This window comes from Magnetospirillum fulvum (assembly GCF_900108475.1).
Classification (GTDB): Bacteria; Pseudomonadota; Alphaproteobacteria; order Rhodospirillales; family Magnetospirillaceae; genus Phaeospirillum; species Phaeospirillum fulvum_A.
In genome coordinates this window covers 1-15145 of record NZ_FNWO01000020.1, presented here as the reverse complement: position 1 = coordinate 15145, position 15145 = coordinate 1, and the positions used below count along the sequence as shown (strand labels likewise).

The following is a 15145-nucleotide window of genomic DNA, read 5'->3' as shown; positions in this document are numbered from 1 at the left end:
TGACAGAGCCGGGAAAACCCTTATGCCGCCGGCAGGGTGAAGGAAAACACCGACCCCTGGCCGGGCGTGGACTCGACCCAGATCCGGCCGCCATGGCGATCGACGATCCGTTTGCAGATCGCCAGACCGATCCCGGTGCCGTCATAGCGACCTTGGGGATGCAGTCGCTGGAAGATGCGGAAAATCCGGTCGAAATAGGCTGGTTCGATCCCGATCCCGTTATCGGCGACGTCAAAGCGCCACTCCGCGCCCTCGCGTCGGCAGGACAGCCGGATTTCCGGCGGGCGATCGGGCAAACGGTATTTCAGCGCGTTGCCGATCAGATTCTGGAATAACCGGGTCAGTTGCGCCCCGTCGCCCAGCACCCGGGGCAGGCGATCGGGCTCCTCGACTGTGATTTGGGCGCCGCTTTCGGCGATGGCCGAGCCAAGATCGCGGATCGCCTGATCGATCGTCGAGCGGACATCAACCGGAACAATCGGGTCGCCGCCGCGTTCGATCCGGGCGTAATCGAGCAAATCGAGCACCAGACGATCCATCCGCTGGGCTCCGTCACGGGCATAATCAAGGAACTGGCGGCCGTCTTCGTCCAGGTTGGTGGCGTAGCGGCGTTCGATCAACGACAGATAGCTGCTGATCATCCGGAGCGGCTCGCGCAGATCGTGACTAGCGACATAAGCGAATTGTTCCAGTTCTTCGTTCGAACGGTGAACCTCGGCGATATGGCGAGCGATCCGGGCCTCGGCCTCGGTCTGGTCGGTGATATCGCGCGAGAACACCGCCACCCGCGTCACCGTTCCCGCGCCGTTGACGACCGGGTGAATGGTGTTGTCGAACACCCGGCCAGCGCGGCGATCGACGATCCGGCCGGGCGTGCCGGTCTCGATCACCGTCGCGACGACGGCGCGGCGGGCCGCCGAGACCTCGGGCGGGAACAGCCCCCACAAATTGCATCCGATCATGGTTTCGACCGCGATCCCCAGCCGCTCGGACAGCACCGCGTTGCAGGCGAGCATCGTGCCGTCTGCCTCGATCAGCAGGGTCGCATCGACCGAGCAATTGAGCAGCACCTGGATCAGCGCCTGACTTTCCTGCAACACCGCCTCGGCCCGCTTGCGGTCCTCGATCAGGCGCAAGGTGCCCTCGCTGCCGGTAAAATGGCCCTTTGCCTCGCCGAGAATGCGGGTGCTGGCCGACACCCACACCGGATGCCCGTCCTTGTGGCGCATCTGGAATTCGTAATCGGTGACGGAACCGCCATTGGCCAGCATCGCGGTCAGGATCGACGACCGTAGCGCCGGATCAATCATCGCCACCATCGTCGGCTGCCCCAGCAACTCCTCGACGGTATAGCCCAGCACGGTCTCGACCGAGCGCGACAGCATCGAAATCCGGCCGTCGGAATCCGAGCGGTAGAAGACATCGGTCATGTTGTCGAGAATGGCGCGCAGATCGGATTCGGACCGGCGCAGATCGTCGGTGACCCGCGCCAATTCGGTGATGTCGGTCATCGCGCCGACGATCCCGGCGACGGAACCGTCGGCATCCAGGAAGCGGGTTTTGCTAAACAGCATCCGATGCAGGCTGCCATCGGCGAACCGGATCGGCGCTTCATAGGCCTGGTGGCTGTCGTCAGCCAGCGCGGCGCGGTCGGCCTCGATGTGAAGCTCGGCCAGGGCGAACGGATTGAAGTCAAAGCTGGTCTTGCCGACCAGACTGTCGCGGTTCAGCCCCAGGGCGCGCTCGAAGGCGCGGTTGACGGTCAGGAAGCCGCCATCGACGCTCTTGGCGAAAACCGGTCCGGGCAGGGTGTCGATCAGGGCATCGCGCAGGGCGAGCTGGCTGCGGATCACCCGCCGGGCCGCGTCGTGCTGGGCGATGCGGCGCTCCAACGCCTCGGTCTGGCGGGCGACCTGAGCCTTCAGCGCCGCCGAGACCATCTCGCCATCCATCCGCAGCAGCGCGACCGCGATCAGCAGATTACCGAAACTGCTGATGGTGTAATAGAACGCCTGCGCCCCATCCATCGTCGGGAAATCGGCGATCGGGCCTTCGATTGTCATCACCGCCACCCCGCGCAGCAGCAGCACCAGACTCCACACGATCAGCACCCCGGCGATCAGCGGCGCCCCGGCGGCGGGATCGGCGCGGCGGGCCTGAACCAGAATCCAGGCGGCGTGCAGCAGAATCGGCAGCCGCGCCAGCGAGATAAAGCCAATGCGGACGTTAACGCTGTCCCACGGACCGAGGGTGGCGGCCATGCCGACGACGAACAGAACCAGGATCAGGACATGAGGCCACCACACCTCGCGGCGACCGGCCAACCCGCAGGCCCCGACATGGATGGCCACCGCCGACAGCATCACCAGCAGGTTGCCCGAGACGATGGCAACATCTCGCGACAGCAGATCTTGCAACAGGATCAGGAGGACGCCGACGCCGTACAGCCCGGTCGAAACGGCGAAAGGAACCCAGCGCCGATCCCCTTGCCGGGCGCGGCCGAACACCAGAATGACCAGACAGGCGGCCAGGGAAAGGGTCGCCGCAGAGAAGGCGAGCGTCCCGACATCCAGTCTCAGCATCCTCCATTTCCCTTTCCCGGCTGGATGAGATCAGACTAGCGGCTAGCCGCTCCCTGCCAAAAGGCTTGTTTCACCCTATCACATTTTATCGCTCGATCACGGCCCGACGTGCCCCGTTTCAGCCGCCAGGAGACGGGCGAAAGCGGATGGGTCACTCAACAGGCGGCGAGCCTGGATCATCTCCTCCGCCGTATCGGTCCGCCGGACCGGCGGGCAGAGATCGCGCAGACGGCGGCGCAAGTCGGTATCGTCCAGCCCGGCCTGACGCCACACCGCCAGGGTGCGGGCGAATCGGGCGGGGTCGCCGCTCCGCTCCGCCGTCGCCTGCTGCGGCGAGGTGCACAGCGCCGGAAGCACCCCCAGCCCGTGCAGGGCATAGCCGCTGGGGGCATGGAAGCGCGACCAGGTCAGGGTGATTTCGCCGTCATTGGGCAGGCGGATCACGGTCTGGACCGTGCCCTTGCCATACGAATTGGTTCCGATCAGCACGGCACGGCCGGAATCCTGCAAGGCCGACGCCAGGATTTCGGCCGACGAGGCCGACCGTCCGTCGATCAGCACCACCACCGGCAGATCTTCGGCCAGATCGCCGGGCCGCGCGGTCAGCACGGCATTGGCGGCGGGATTGCGGCCCCGGGTCGAAACGATCGGCCCATCGGCGATGAACAGATCGGCGACCGCGACCGCCTTGTCGAGCAACCCGCCGGGATTGCCGCGCAAATCGAGCACCACCCCCTTCAGCCGCGACCCCATCCGCTCGCGGGTCTCGCGCAGCTTGGTTTCGAGAGTGCTGGCGGTGCGCTGATTGAAGCTGCTGATCCGATAGATCGCGATCCCCCCGTCCACGGTCTGGGTCACCGTCTTCGGCACGATCAGCGACCGTTGCACCTTCGCTTCGATTGTCTGCCCGGCCCGGCGCAGGGTCACGATCAGGGCGCTGGCGACCGCGCCGCGCAGCCGGGCGGAAATCTCGCTCCGGTCCAGCCCCCGCACCGGCTTGCCGTCGATCAAGACAATGACGTCGTCGGCCTGCAATCCGGCCCGCGCCGCTGGCGTGTCCTCGACCACATCGACGATCCGCGCCTCGCCCTCGATCAGTTCGAAACGGATACCGATGCCGCCGAACCCGTTGCGGTTGGCCCGGTTGTCGCGGGCTTCGGTGGCTCCGGCATAGCGGGAATGCAGGTCGGCGGTGCCCAGCGCGCCTTCAAAGACGGCCCGGTACAGCCGCTCGGCATCGGCGTCGCGCACCAAGGGCGACAGTTCGCCCGCATCCAGCGCCACACTGATCACCAGCCGGGCCCAGGATTCGACGTCGTCGGCAGCGGGAGCGGGGTAATCGGCGACAACCCGTTCGGCATTGGTCAGCCGCACCCGGCCTCCCTGGATGGCGACGGCGAATTGAGGGTCGATATCGGCCAGTCCGCGCATCGCATCAAGAGCGACCGCTGCGGCGGGAACCTGTTGCAGATGGCGATCGACGATCGCGGCCAAGCCATAGGCGACGGTTCGTTGCGCTTCGACAACGTCCCAGCCCGCCCATGCCTCGGACGCGGCCGACAACACCGTGGCGACACCCAGAAGCGCCGCAGCCCCCCAAGCCATCCCCCTCTTCATCACGGCGAAAGCGCGGAGTGCGGACACGGCGAACTCGGTTTCCTTCCATCATCCACCGGCACAGGGCCGGTCCGGTCAGCGACCCCGGCGACGCGGCGGCGGAGACGACGGACGGCGCGGTGCCCGCCCCGGTCCCTGCCCGGCCAGTCCGAACACCATCGAGCCGGTCAGCACGTTGGCCTCGCGCAACGAGACCTCGATCAGTTGACCAAGCTGATAGCTCTTGCGACTGCGCCGTCCGATCAGGCAATGCCGCGCCTCGTCGTGATCGTAGTAATCGTCGGGCAGGCTGGAGATCGGCACCAGCCCGTCGGCTCCGCTGCCGTCCAGCGTCACGAACAATCCGAAGCGGGTCACCCCCGACACCCGGCCGATGAATTCGTCGCCGACCCGGTCGGCCAGGAACAAGGTGACGGCGCGATCAACCGCTTCGCGCTCGGCGGTCGAGGCCCGTCGTTCCGTTGCCGAAATGTGTTGCCCCCATTCCTCGTACTGCCCAACCGCATCCGCAGGCAGCCCGCCCTCGCCCAGCCCCAATCCGGCGACCAAGGCCCGATGGACCAGCAGGTCGGCATAGCGGCGGATCGGCGAGGTGAAGTGGGCGTAGCGGGCCAGACCCAGACCGAAATGCCCAAGGTTTTCAGGCGAATAAGCGGCCTGGGCCTGCGACCGGAGGATCACTTCATTGACCAGCGAGGCATGGGGGGTTTCCGCCACGGCGGACAAGATGCGGTTGAAATGCTCGGGCTTCAGCACCTGCCCCTTGGCCAACTTGAGATCGAGCCCGCGCAACACCTCCCGCAGGCCGTCGAGCTTTTCCGCCGAGGGCTGATCGTGAACCCGGTACATGCAGGGCTGACCCTGCTTCTCCAACGTCTCGGCCGAGCAGACGTTGGCGGCGATCATGAAATCCTCGATCAGGCGGTGGCTGTCGAAGCGTTCGCGTTCGACCACTCCGGCGACCCGTCCCTCGGCATCCATCACCACCTTGCGCTCGGGCAGATCGAGTTCGAGCACGCCGCGCTGCTTGCGGGCCCGGCCCAACGCCTCCCACGCACCATACAGCGGAGCGATCACCGGGTCGGTCAGCGGCACGGTCTCGTCGTCGGGCTGGCCGTCGCGGGCGGCCTGGACCCGGGCATAGGTCAACCGCGCCGCCGAGCGCATCAGCCCGCGCAGGAAGCGGTGGCGCCGCTTGTGGCCGTCGCGGTCGATCCAGAACTCGACGGCAAGGCAGGGGCGTTCCTCGGCGGGCTTTAACGAGCACCAGCCGTTCGACAGATCCTCGGGCAGCATCGGCACCACCCGGTCGGGGAAATAGACCGAATTGCCGCGCTTGAACGCCTCGCGGTCCAAGGCATCGCCGGGGCGGACGTACCACGAGACGTCGGCGATCGCGACCAGACAATGCCAGCCACCGGGATTGCCCGGATCGGTATCGGCCTCGGCCCATACCGCGTCGTCGAAATCGCGGGCGTCCTCGCCGTCGATGGTAATCAGCGGCACCTTGCGCAGATCGGTCCGCGCTCCCAACGGAGCCGGACCGGCGGCGGCGGCCTGGGCCAGCGCCTCGCGGGGGAAATCGAACGGAATGTCGTTGGTGTGGATCGCCACCAGACTGATCGAGCGCGGCCCGCCCAGCGGCCCCAGCCGTTCCTTCACCACCGCCTGACGCAGCCCGTACAGCCGCCCCGGCAGGATGTCGGCCAGCACCAGTTCACCGGTCTCGGCCCCGCCGCCTTCGCCCTTCGGCACCATGTAATCGGCTTTCTCGCGCCGGCTGGTCGGACGGATCCGCCCCGACCCGTCGGGCAGCGGCTCGAACACCCCCAACACGCGGGCACGGGCCTCGCCGACGATCTTGATCGGGCGGCCTTCAAAGGTATCGTCCCGCATCCGGCGCAGGCGGCACAGCACCTTGTCGCCGATCCCGACCGCAGGCTGGCCGGGACGGAAGGGAGCCAGGAAAATCCGGGGCGGCCGCCCCTCTTGCTCCCACACCACCGGGCGGGCCAGCAATTCGCCGTCGGAATCGGTGCCGATCACCTCGACCACCCCGGTTTCCGGCAAGGTGCCGGGGGGAGAGAAGCGGCGGGGCTGGTCGCGCCGCACCGCGCCGTCGCCTTCCAACTCGCGCAGGATCGCCTTCAGATCAATCCGGTCGTCGCCGCGCAGACGGAAGGCACGCGCCAATTCGCGCTTGCCCACCCGGCCCGGCTGGGCGCGGATGAAGTCCAGGATGTCCTGTTTCGACGGGATCGGCGCCGGTCGGGGGGCCGGACGCGCCGCTGCCTTGGGCGGCTTGATGGATTTCGGGGCTTTCGGGGTCTTGGGGGGCGGCTTGCTCATCGGGGCAGCGTATCCCGCCAGAGGCCGCCGGAGCAATCCTCCCCTCGCCCCCAAAGCCGATCAGGGGGATCGCCCGATCCCCCTCCAGGCTGGTCCGCGGCGGAGCAGAACCGCCGCGACAGGTCAGCGGCCGGGCTTGGACGACAACAGCGCCTTCTTGCCCGGCTTGCCCTTCCAGACGGCGGCATCGGCGGGAACCTCACCCTTGCGGGTAATATTGGGCCACTGCCCGGCATACTGACGGGCCACCTCGACCCATTCCGCCGCGCCGGGCTCGGAATCCGGAACGATGGCTTCGGCCGGACATTCGGGCTCGCACACACCGCATTCGATGCATTCGTCAGGGTTGATGATCAGAAAGTTCTCGCCTTCGTAGAAACAATCGACCGGGCAGACCTCGACGCAATCCTGATATTTGCACTTGATGCAGTTTTCGGTGACGACGTAAGCCATCTCACTCTCCAGTTTCCCGTTCGCCCGACGGACACGCCCGACGGACCTCTCGATGCCGGACTTGAGCGATAACACAGCCCCCATCCGGGCTCAATCGCCGGGCGTGAGACGAACGTCTCACGCCCGGCGAGGGCAACCGCTACCGCAGCGGGGTCCGCAGCCGGACCGGCTTGCGCCGTCCGTTGCGGACCATCAGGTTCAGCGCCTCGATCCCCAGCGAGAACGCCATCGCGAAGTACAGATACCCCTTCGGAATGTGGAAGCCGGTTCCGTCGGCGATCAACGCCACCCCGATCAGCAGCAGGAAGGCCAGGGCCAGAATCTTGATGGTGGGATGGCGTTCGATCAGCCGCGACATCGGGCCAGAGGCGAGCACCATCACCAGGGCGGCCAGCAGCACCGCCGTCACCATCACCCACAGATTGCTCGCCATGCCAACGGCGGTGATCACCGAATCGAGCGAGAAGACGATGTCGAGCAGCGCGATCTGGATCGTGACGGAGAGCAGACCGGCAGAGGCGGGAGCGGCGACGGCGGCAAGCGAACTCGGCTGCCCGGCGGCGCGGTCGATCTCGTCATCCTCGCCTTCCAGGCTGCCGTGGATTTCGTGGGTGGCCTTGGCGACCAGGAAGACGCCACCGCCAATCAAGATGATGTCGCGCCAACTGACCGGATGCCCCCACACCGAAAAGACCGGTTCGACCAGTCCGGCGATCCAGGTCAACGAGCCGAGCAGCGCGATCCGGGTCACCACGGCGAAGCCCAGCCCCAGCCGTCGGCCCAGCGGGCGGAGATGCTCGGGCAAACGGTTCGAGAGGATGGAGAGATAGACCAGATTGTCGATGCCGAGCACGATCTCCAGCAGGGACAAGGTGGCCAGACTCAGCCAGATTTCGGGGTTGGTAAGCCACTCCATGGAAACACGTCCTCCTTGATCGACAATTTCGGACCCGAGTGTAGGGGAAAATTGACGACTTTCCACCTCGCGATAAATAGAGGAAAACCGAGTCATCTCTGATCAACCCACCGGGTAGAGGTTGCCTGTCGGACGACACCCCGATACCATTGCCCTCCCTGGCGCATCGGGCATTCGTGGTCCGATCCGGGAATTCAAGGAAAAAGGGTGAGCGACAGAGTCGAATCCAGCGCGACCACAGTGCCGACAGGATCGCCGGAAGAGACCGAGGCGCGCCTGAAAGGTCTGATCGCCTCTCTTCCCGGCATCGCTTTCTGCCGCCGCCGCTCGTCCGACGGCGCGATCGATTATCCCTGGTTCAGCGACGGAGTCCGGACGATCCTGGGTTTCTCGCCCGAAACGATGGGAGTCAATGCCAAGGGCTGCCTTCACGTCATCCATTGGGCCGACCGCGACCAGCACGTCGCCGAAATGCGCCGCTCGGCCGAGCTTCTGAAACCCTGCCGCGAGGAATACCGCGCCATCACCGCCGCCGGTGAAGTCCGCTGGATGCGCGGCCAGTCGATCCCCCGCCGGGGCGACGACGGCAGCGTGCTGTGGGACGGACTGGTAATCGACGTCACCGACGAACGCCGGGCCGATCTGCGCCTCGACATGCTGATGGACCATGCCGAGGATTCGATTCTGGTCCTCGACACCCAGGGTCGGATCGACACCGCCAATGCCGCCGCCCGGCGGCTGTTCGGTCGTGACGACGAATCGCTGGTCGGCCAGCCGCTGGCCGCCCTGCTGACCCCGGCGCATCGCCACGCCGAATTGCTCGATTCCGCCGACATCTCGCCCGCCAGCATCGTCGGCGGCGGGCCGCGCGACCTGACCGGGCTGCATCGGGACGGCACCACCTTCGCCCTTGAATTATCGACCAGCGAGGTCCGTCTCGACGGCCAGCGCCTGTTCGTCGGCATTGGGCGCGACGTCACCCGCCGCCGCCAGACCGAAGCCGCCCTGCGCGAGACCGAAAAGCGCCTGCGCGCGATCGCCGCCAACATGCCGGGCATCGTGTTCCAGCGGGTGCTGTGGCCGAACGGGCGGGTCGAATTCACCTATGTCAGCGAAGGCTGTCGCGCCGTTCTCGGGTTTGGCCCCGAGGAATTGATGGCCACCCCCGACCGCTTCTTCGACCGGTTGAGCGAGGATGAGCGCCTCGCCTTCATGGCCGGGTTGGGCCGCTCGGCCCGGGCGATGGAACCGTTCGACGAGGAAATCTCGGTGCTTGGCCCCGACGGCCGCTGTCACTGGCTGCGCGGCCAATCCCGCCCGACCCGGCGCGAAGGCGGCGAAGTGGTGTGGGACGGCGTCATCATCGACGTCACCGACCGCAAGCTGGCCGAACAGCGCCTGTCGTTCCTGGCCTATCACGACCCACTGACCCGGCTGCCCAACCGCACCGCCTTCCTCGAGCGGTTCGAAACCGCCCGCGACGAGGCCAGGCGGCAATCCTCGCTGCTGGGAATCGTCAGCCTGGGGCTGGACCGGCTCGGCGTCATCAACGCGACAATGGGCCACGATGTCGGCGATCAGGTGTTGATGGGGGTAGCCGATCTGATCCGCGCCTCGATCAGCCCCAACGACATGATGGCCCGGGTCTCGGGCGATCACTTCCTGCTGCTGCTGACCGGCTATGACAACCGCCGTATCCTCGAAGACGCGCTCGACCGTCTCCACGCCCAGGCCCAGACCACCGTCTCGGTCGCCGGTCAGGATTTCGACGTTTCGGCCGCAAGCGGCGTCGCCTTGTTCCCCCGCGACGGCGAGGACGCCGAGACCCTGATCAAGAACGCCGACGCCGCCCTGCAACGGGCCAAGGGTCAGGGCACCGCCAGCTTCCAGATGTTCACCAAGGAACTGAGCACGCGGGCCAGCAAGACCCTGTCGATGCAGAACCGGCTGCGCCGCGCCGTCGATCACGGCGAATTGTCGGCCCATTACCAGCCCCAGGTCGATCTGATCAGCGGCAATATCGTCGGGATGGAGGCGCTGGTGCGCTGGACCAGTCCCGAACTGGGGCCGGTCTCGCCCGCCGATTTCATCCCGGTCGCCGAGGAATCCGGCCTGATCGACATCATCTGCGAATTCATGCTCGACACCTGTACCCGCCAGACGCGGGACTGGCAGTTGGCCGGTTTGCCAGCGGTGCCGGTCGCGGTCAACGTCTCGGGGCGCCAGTTCCAGTACGCCCGCCGCCTGATCGGGGCGTGCGAGCGGGTGCTGGCCGCGACCGGTCTGGAAAGCCGCTGGCTGGAACTGGAACTGACCGAGACCTCGGCGATGCGCGACGCCGACAACGCGATTGCGGTGGTCCAGCGCCTGAAGGAAATGGGCATCGGCTGCGCCATCGACGATTTCGGCACCGGCTATTCCTCGCTGTCGGTGCTGAAGCGCTTCCCGATCCAGAAACTGAAGATCGACCGCTCGTTCGTGATGGACGTCGCCACCGATCCCAACGACGCCGCCATCGTCGATGCCATCATCGCGATGGCCAAGGCGCTGAAGCTGAAAGTGGTGGCCGAGGGCGTCGAGCGACAGGAGGATCTCGACTTCCTGCGCGAACTGGGCTGCGACCAGATCCAGGGCTATATCTTCAGCCGCCCGCTCCCCGCCGAGGCGATGCGCGATCTGCTGGCGCGCGGCCACCGTCTCGGCACCGCCCCCCGGGGCTGACCCGGCTCCGTTTTGTGGATCGCGTCACAGACCGCTCCGACGACGGCGTTCATCTTTCCGTTTAGGCGGCGGCGGGTCTGCCACCACCTTTGACCGCAAAAGCAGGATCGTCCTCGCGCCCGGCATGCTATGCTGACGCCGAGGTCAGAGCGGAGCCAAGGCGATGCCCCTTCCCCAATGGATCGAAACCTTGAGCGTCGGCGTCCCGCTGATGGATCTGCAACATCGCACGATGATCGACATGCTGAACCGGCTGGCGGGATCGCTGGACACCGGCACCGAGGCGATGATCGAACGGGGACTGGACGATCTGATCGAGTACGCCCGCTTTCATTTCGAGGCCGAGGAACGGCTGATGCTGGCCTGCGACTATCCCGACTTCACCTCGCATCAGGCCGAGCACCGCCAGTTGATGGACGACATCCTGGCATTGCGGCAGCGTGGCGGCAAAGCCCCCCAGACCCGCGCCGATATCATCGCGATTCTGACCAAATGGGCGATGCGCCACATTATCGGCAAGGATCTGGCCTACCGCCCCTATGTCGTCGGCCATCCCTTCGCCGAGGGATAAGGCGGGCGGCCCTTAATACAGGTGCTGGCCGCCGGTGACGAACACCTCGGTGCCGGTGACATAGGCGAAATCGGGTCCGCACAATTGAAAGACCGTCCCGGCAACGTCGGCGGTGGTTCCCATCCGTTCGAGCGGGATACGCGGCACCAGCGCCTCGTACTCGGCCGAAATCATCTCGGTGCGGATTTCGCCGGGGGCGACGGCGTTGACCCGGACGCCCAATTGGGCCATCTCGGCCGCCATTTCGCGGGTCAGGCCGGACAGCGCCGCCTTCGAGGTCGAATAGGCCGACCCGGCGAAGGGATGGACGTAATGCCCGGCGATCGAGGTGATGTTGACGATCGCCCCCTTGCCCCGATGCAGCGCGCTGGCAAAGCCGCGGGCCAGCCGTAACGGGGCATAGAAGTTCAGCTCGAACACATCCTTCCACCCGTCGATCGGACCGTTCAGCACCCCCAGACGCTCCTTATAGGGGGTCTTGGGACTGACACCGGCATTGTTGACCAGGGCATGGAGCGGGGCCGAGCCCAGCACGGCGTTGGCTTTGGCGATGAACGCCTCGGCCCCGGCGGGATCGCCCAGATCGGCGGCAATGTGGCAGATCCAATTGCGGTCGATCTTGCAGGCTTCGGGCACCTCGACGCGGGCGCAGGTGATGACCCGCCAGCCTTCGGCCAGGAAGCGCTGGGCGATGGCATGGCCGATCCCCCGACTCGCCCCGGTTACGACGACAGTGCGGGTCTCGCCGCTCATCTGGCCGCTCCGGCCGGGCTGACCGGCATCATCCGCAGGCTGGCCCCGCCGCCATCACGCGGCACCGGCAAAGCGGCCAGCGGTGCCAGCAGCGGGTCGAGCACCGCCACCGCCCGCGACAGGGCCTTGCGTTCGGCGACCGAACCGCCCGACAGCGCCTCGGCCAGAACCTCCCACGGCTTACGCGGTTCGGGGAAGGCAACCAGATTGAGCGAGTCTTCCGGTTTCAGATGGGCGAGGTCGCGGACCGCCGCGATTGCCTCGTGCCAGCCGCCCAGGCCATCGACCAGACCGTTGTCGTGGGCATCGGTACCGCTCCATACCCGGCCACGGGCCAATTGGTCGATCTTGTCGGCGGGAATGGCACGGCCTTCGACCGCCTTGCCGGTGAAATCAGCATAGATCGCGTCCAGCATCGCGTCGATCCGGGCCTGGGCCTCGGGCGGGAACGGACGGTTCATGCTCCACATCCCCGCATTGTCGCCGCGATGCATCTCGTCCCACGAGACCCCCAGCTTGCGCCAGAATTCGTCGAGCACGACCTTGCCGGTGAACACCCCGATCGAGCCGGTCAGGGTGCCGGGCTGGGCCAGCACCCGGTCGGCCCCCATCGCGACGAAATAGCCGCCCGAGGCGGCGACATTGCCCATCGACACCACCACCGGCTTTCCGGCGGCACGGGCCAGCTTGACCTCGTGCCAGATCGTGTCGGACGCGGTGTAGGAGCCGCCGGGGCTATCGACCCGGAACAGGATCGCCTTGACCGACTCGTCCTCGACGGCGTCGCGGAAGGCCTGGGCGATGGTGGCGGCGCCAAAGCCGCCATCGTCATCAAAACCGGGGCTGGATTCGCCGCGATGGATCGCACCCAGACCGGAAATCAGCGCCACCTTGACCCCGTTCGGGGAGATCTGGCGGGCGGCATAATCGGCGATATCGACCTCTTCGGCCGCGCTTTCACCGCTTCCGGCGACGGCGGTCCACGCCTCGTCGCGATAGCCGACCCGGTCGATCAGACCGGCGGCCAGCGCCTCGGGCGGGAGATAGGGGCCTTTGCCCAGCAGACCCTGCACCCGCTCGACCGGCATCTTGCGGCCGCTGGCGATCCCGGCGACGATCTGGCCGGTCCAGGAATCGAGCAGACGACCCAGGGTCTCGCGGTGCGGCGCGCTGTAGGCGGATTGGGTAAAGGTTTCGATCGCCGATTTGTATTCGTGGCGGGCGAAGAACTGGGTCTTGATCCCCAGCAGGTCGAGGGTCCCCTTGACGAACGGGCTTTCGGCGGCGAGACCGGTCAGGCCGACATCGCCCGAGGGCTGGAGCCACACCTGACCGAAGGCCGAGGCGAGGTAGTAATCAAGCGTGCCGACGCCGCCGTCGCCCAGCGTCTCGGCGAACAGCACCGCCGGTTTGCCCGAAGCGCGGAAGCGGATGATCGCGTCGCGCAGATCCTGGCCGTCAGCCAGACCGAGCGAGGCGTGCCCCATCGTTGCGAACAGCCCGACGACCCGGCGGTCGGCGGCGGCGGCGTCGATCGCCTCGATCACCTGACGCAGAACGTAGGATTGCTCGCCCGACAGTGCCGCCATCGGATCGCCGTTGGGGGCGCTGCGGAAGCGCGATTCGAGGTCGAGGGTGACGATCCCCCGTTCGGGCGGAACGGTCACCCCCTCGCCGGTGGCCAGCCGATAGGCGACCAGACCGGTCAATCCGATCCCGCACAGGGTCAGAAATCCGGTGACGGCAAGAAGGATGACCAGGAGACGGCCCAGGCGACGCATGATTTCTCCCTTCGGCGAAACGGTTTCGCAGCGGGATCGGAATCGGCCCGCTTAAACCCGCCGTCAGTGTACCTCAATCCCCCGCCGTGCCGCAGAGCAAAACGGATGGTGTACACCGGCGCGGAAATTTTCTAAGCTCCGGCCCAATCATGCGCATTCATGCCGCCCTTGTGACGGCGCTGCTGTGGGCGGCGTCCTCCCCCCTTGCTCACGCCCAGGACGACAGCCCTCTGGCCGCCCTGGTGGCGCTGCAACCGTTGCCCGACCCGACCCCGCCCGATATCGACGCGGTGCTGAAGGCGCAATGGCCGGCTTATTACCGCTCGACCGGGGATTTGGGCTTTGGCCCCGAACAGGTCCGGGCCGGGCGGATCGACCTTGATCGCGACGGCAAGGCCGAACTGTTCCTGCTGCTCGATTCCCCCGACTGGGTCACCGACAGCGGCGGGCCGCTGATGGTGGCACGTTGGACCGACCAGGGCTGGGCTCCGGTCGGCTGGAGTTATGCCGGGCCCGAGGAGGTTTTTCTCACCGTCGAGCGGGTCGGCGAATGGTCGACCATCCGCACGCCGGCCTATTGGCTGCGTTGGGCGGGCAAGGCCTACCGCGCCACGCCGCGCGCCATCGAAGCGTCGCCCCGGGCCGAGTAAGACCAGCGACGGCAACGCCCCACTCGAACGGTTAAGTCGTGGGCCATCCGACAGGGTGGGAACCGGAAACATTCGCCGAATAGGCTTGTATTCTCGGAAACGCTAGAACATCCTTGGTTGATCTTTCTACCTACCGAAAGGACTCCTTTGCGGGAGTCCGACGCCGCTTTCGGTGTCTGTGCGGGTCGAACGATCGGACCCGCATGAGGGCATGCGGGCCGGACCTGTTTCTATGTGGAGATCCCCATGCCGACTGGCACCGTGAAGTGGTTTAACAGCACCAAGGGTTATGGCTTCATCCAGCCCGACGACGGCACCGCCGACGTTTTCGTTCACATCTCGGCGGTCGAACGCGCCGGAATGGGCAATCTGAACGAGGGGCAGAAGCTGTCTTTCGACACCGAGCGCGATCCCCGCAAGGGCAAGACCGCTGCGGTCAACCTGAAGGCAGTCTGATCCTTAGGACAGACGCGAACCGACCCGGGCGCGGCGGTTGCCGCCGCGCCCCTCTTATCGCCGTCAGTCGTGAAAAAGTCCTTCGGTCTTTGGCCTCATACCATGTCTCGGTGATCGGAACCGATCACCGAAGCCCTCAAACGGCGGGCGGGACGCCTCCGCGTCCCTTGCCTTCCGCGCCATCAGGCGCGCGGCCCCTTGGGCCTAACCAAATCCCCATGAGTTTCACTCACTGGGATTTGGTATCAGTGTACTTTTCCCCGGTTCAAAAAGAATCCCCGTGCTCAATCAAGCTT

11 protein-coding genes are annotated in these 15145 nt (G+C 66.4%); 4 read left to right on the top strand and 7 right to left on the bottom strand.

Annotated elements, in window-relative coordinates:
- Nucleotides 1-20 precede the first annotated feature (20 nt).
- The 5 genes from BLW40_RS16380 to BLW40_RS16360 all read right to left on the bottom strand — a co-directional run bounded on the left by BLW40_RS16380 (nt 21) and on the right by BLW40_RS16360 (nt 7917).
- A complete protein-coding gene (locus BLW40_RS16380) occupies nt 21-2582 on the bottom strand; it encodes a PAS domain S-box protein (protein ID WP_074770566.1) in 2562 nt (853 codons plus the stop codon).
- 96 nt (nt 2583-2678) lie between these two features.
- Nucleotides 2679-4187: a S41 family peptidase gene (locus BLW40_RS16375; RefSeq protein ID WP_244511237.1), complete on the bottom strand. Its 1509-nt coding sequence runs from the start codon at nt 4185-4187 to the stop codon at nt 2679-2681.
- A gap of 87 nt (nt 4188-4274) precedes the next feature.
- On the bottom strand, nt 4275-6548 hold the full coding sequence (gene rnr, locus BLW40_RS16370; protein ID WP_083386842.1) for a ribonuclease R: 2274 nt from the start codon (nt 6546-6548) through the stop codon (nt 4275-4277).
- A 123-nt stretch (nt 6549-6671) separates the two neighbouring features.
- Nucleotides 6672-7001: a ferredoxin FdxA gene (gene fdxA / locus BLW40_RS16365; RefSeq protein WP_074770562.1), complete on the bottom strand. Its 330-nt coding sequence runs from the start codon at nt 6999-7001 to the stop codon at nt 6672-6674.
- A gap of 139 nt (nt 7002-7140) precedes the next feature.
- Nucleotides 7141-7917: a TerC family protein gene (locus tag BLW40_RS16360; RefSeq protein ID WP_074770560.1), complete on the bottom strand. Its 777-nt coding sequence runs from the start codon at nt 7915-7917 to the stop codon at nt 7141-7143.
- A gap of 207 nt (nt 7918-8124) precedes the next feature.
- Between BLW40_RS16360 and BLW40_RS16355 the strand changes: the two genes are divergently transcribed.
- Nucleotides 8125-10638: a sensor domain-containing protein gene (locus BLW40_RS16355; protein ID WP_074770558.1), complete on the top strand. Its 2514-nt coding sequence runs from the start codon at nt 8125-8127 to the stop codon at nt 10636-10638.
- Between the two features lie 163 nt (nt 10639-10801).
- Nucleotides 10802-11209: a bacteriohemerythrin gene (locus BLW40_RS16350; protein ID WP_074770556.1), complete on the top strand. Its 408-nt coding sequence runs from the start codon at nt 10802-10804 to the stop codon at nt 11207-11209.
- A 12-nt stretch (nt 11210-11221) separates the two neighbouring features.
- Here BLW40_RS16350 and BLW40_RS16345 read toward each other — a convergent pair whose 3' ends face one another.
- Together BLW40_RS16345 and sppA are read right to left on the bottom strand one after the other, a co-directional pair.
- Nucleotides 11222-11962, bottom strand: a complete 741-nt coding sequence (locus BLW40_RS16345) for an SDR family NAD(P)-dependent oxidoreductase (protein WP_074770554.1) — start codon at nt 11960-11962, stop codon at nt 11222-11224.
- On the bottom strand, nt 11959-13743 hold the full coding sequence (gene sppA / locus BLW40_RS16340) for a signal peptide peptidase SppA (RefSeq protein ID WP_074770552.1): 1785 nt from the start codon (nt 13741-13743) through the stop codon (nt 11959-11961). Before sppA ends, BLW40_RS16345 begins: the two co-directional genes overlap by 4 nt.
- A gap of 149 nt (nt 13744-13892) precedes the next feature.
- Here sppA and BLW40_RS16335 point away from each other — a divergent pair, with 149 nt between their 5' ends.
- The gene (locus BLW40_RS16335; RefSeq protein WP_074770550.1) at nt 13893-14393 is read left to right on the top strand and encodes a hypothetical protein; all 501 of its coding nucleotides are present in this window, start codon (nt 13893-13895) and stop codon (nt 14391-14393) included.
- Between the two features lie 246 nt (nt 14394-14639).
- Entirely contained in the window at nt 14640-14849 is a 210-nt protein-coding gene (locus BLW40_RS16330; protein WP_074770548.1) for a cold-shock protein, read from the top strand.
- Nucleotides 14850-15145: the final 296 nt, after the last annotated feature.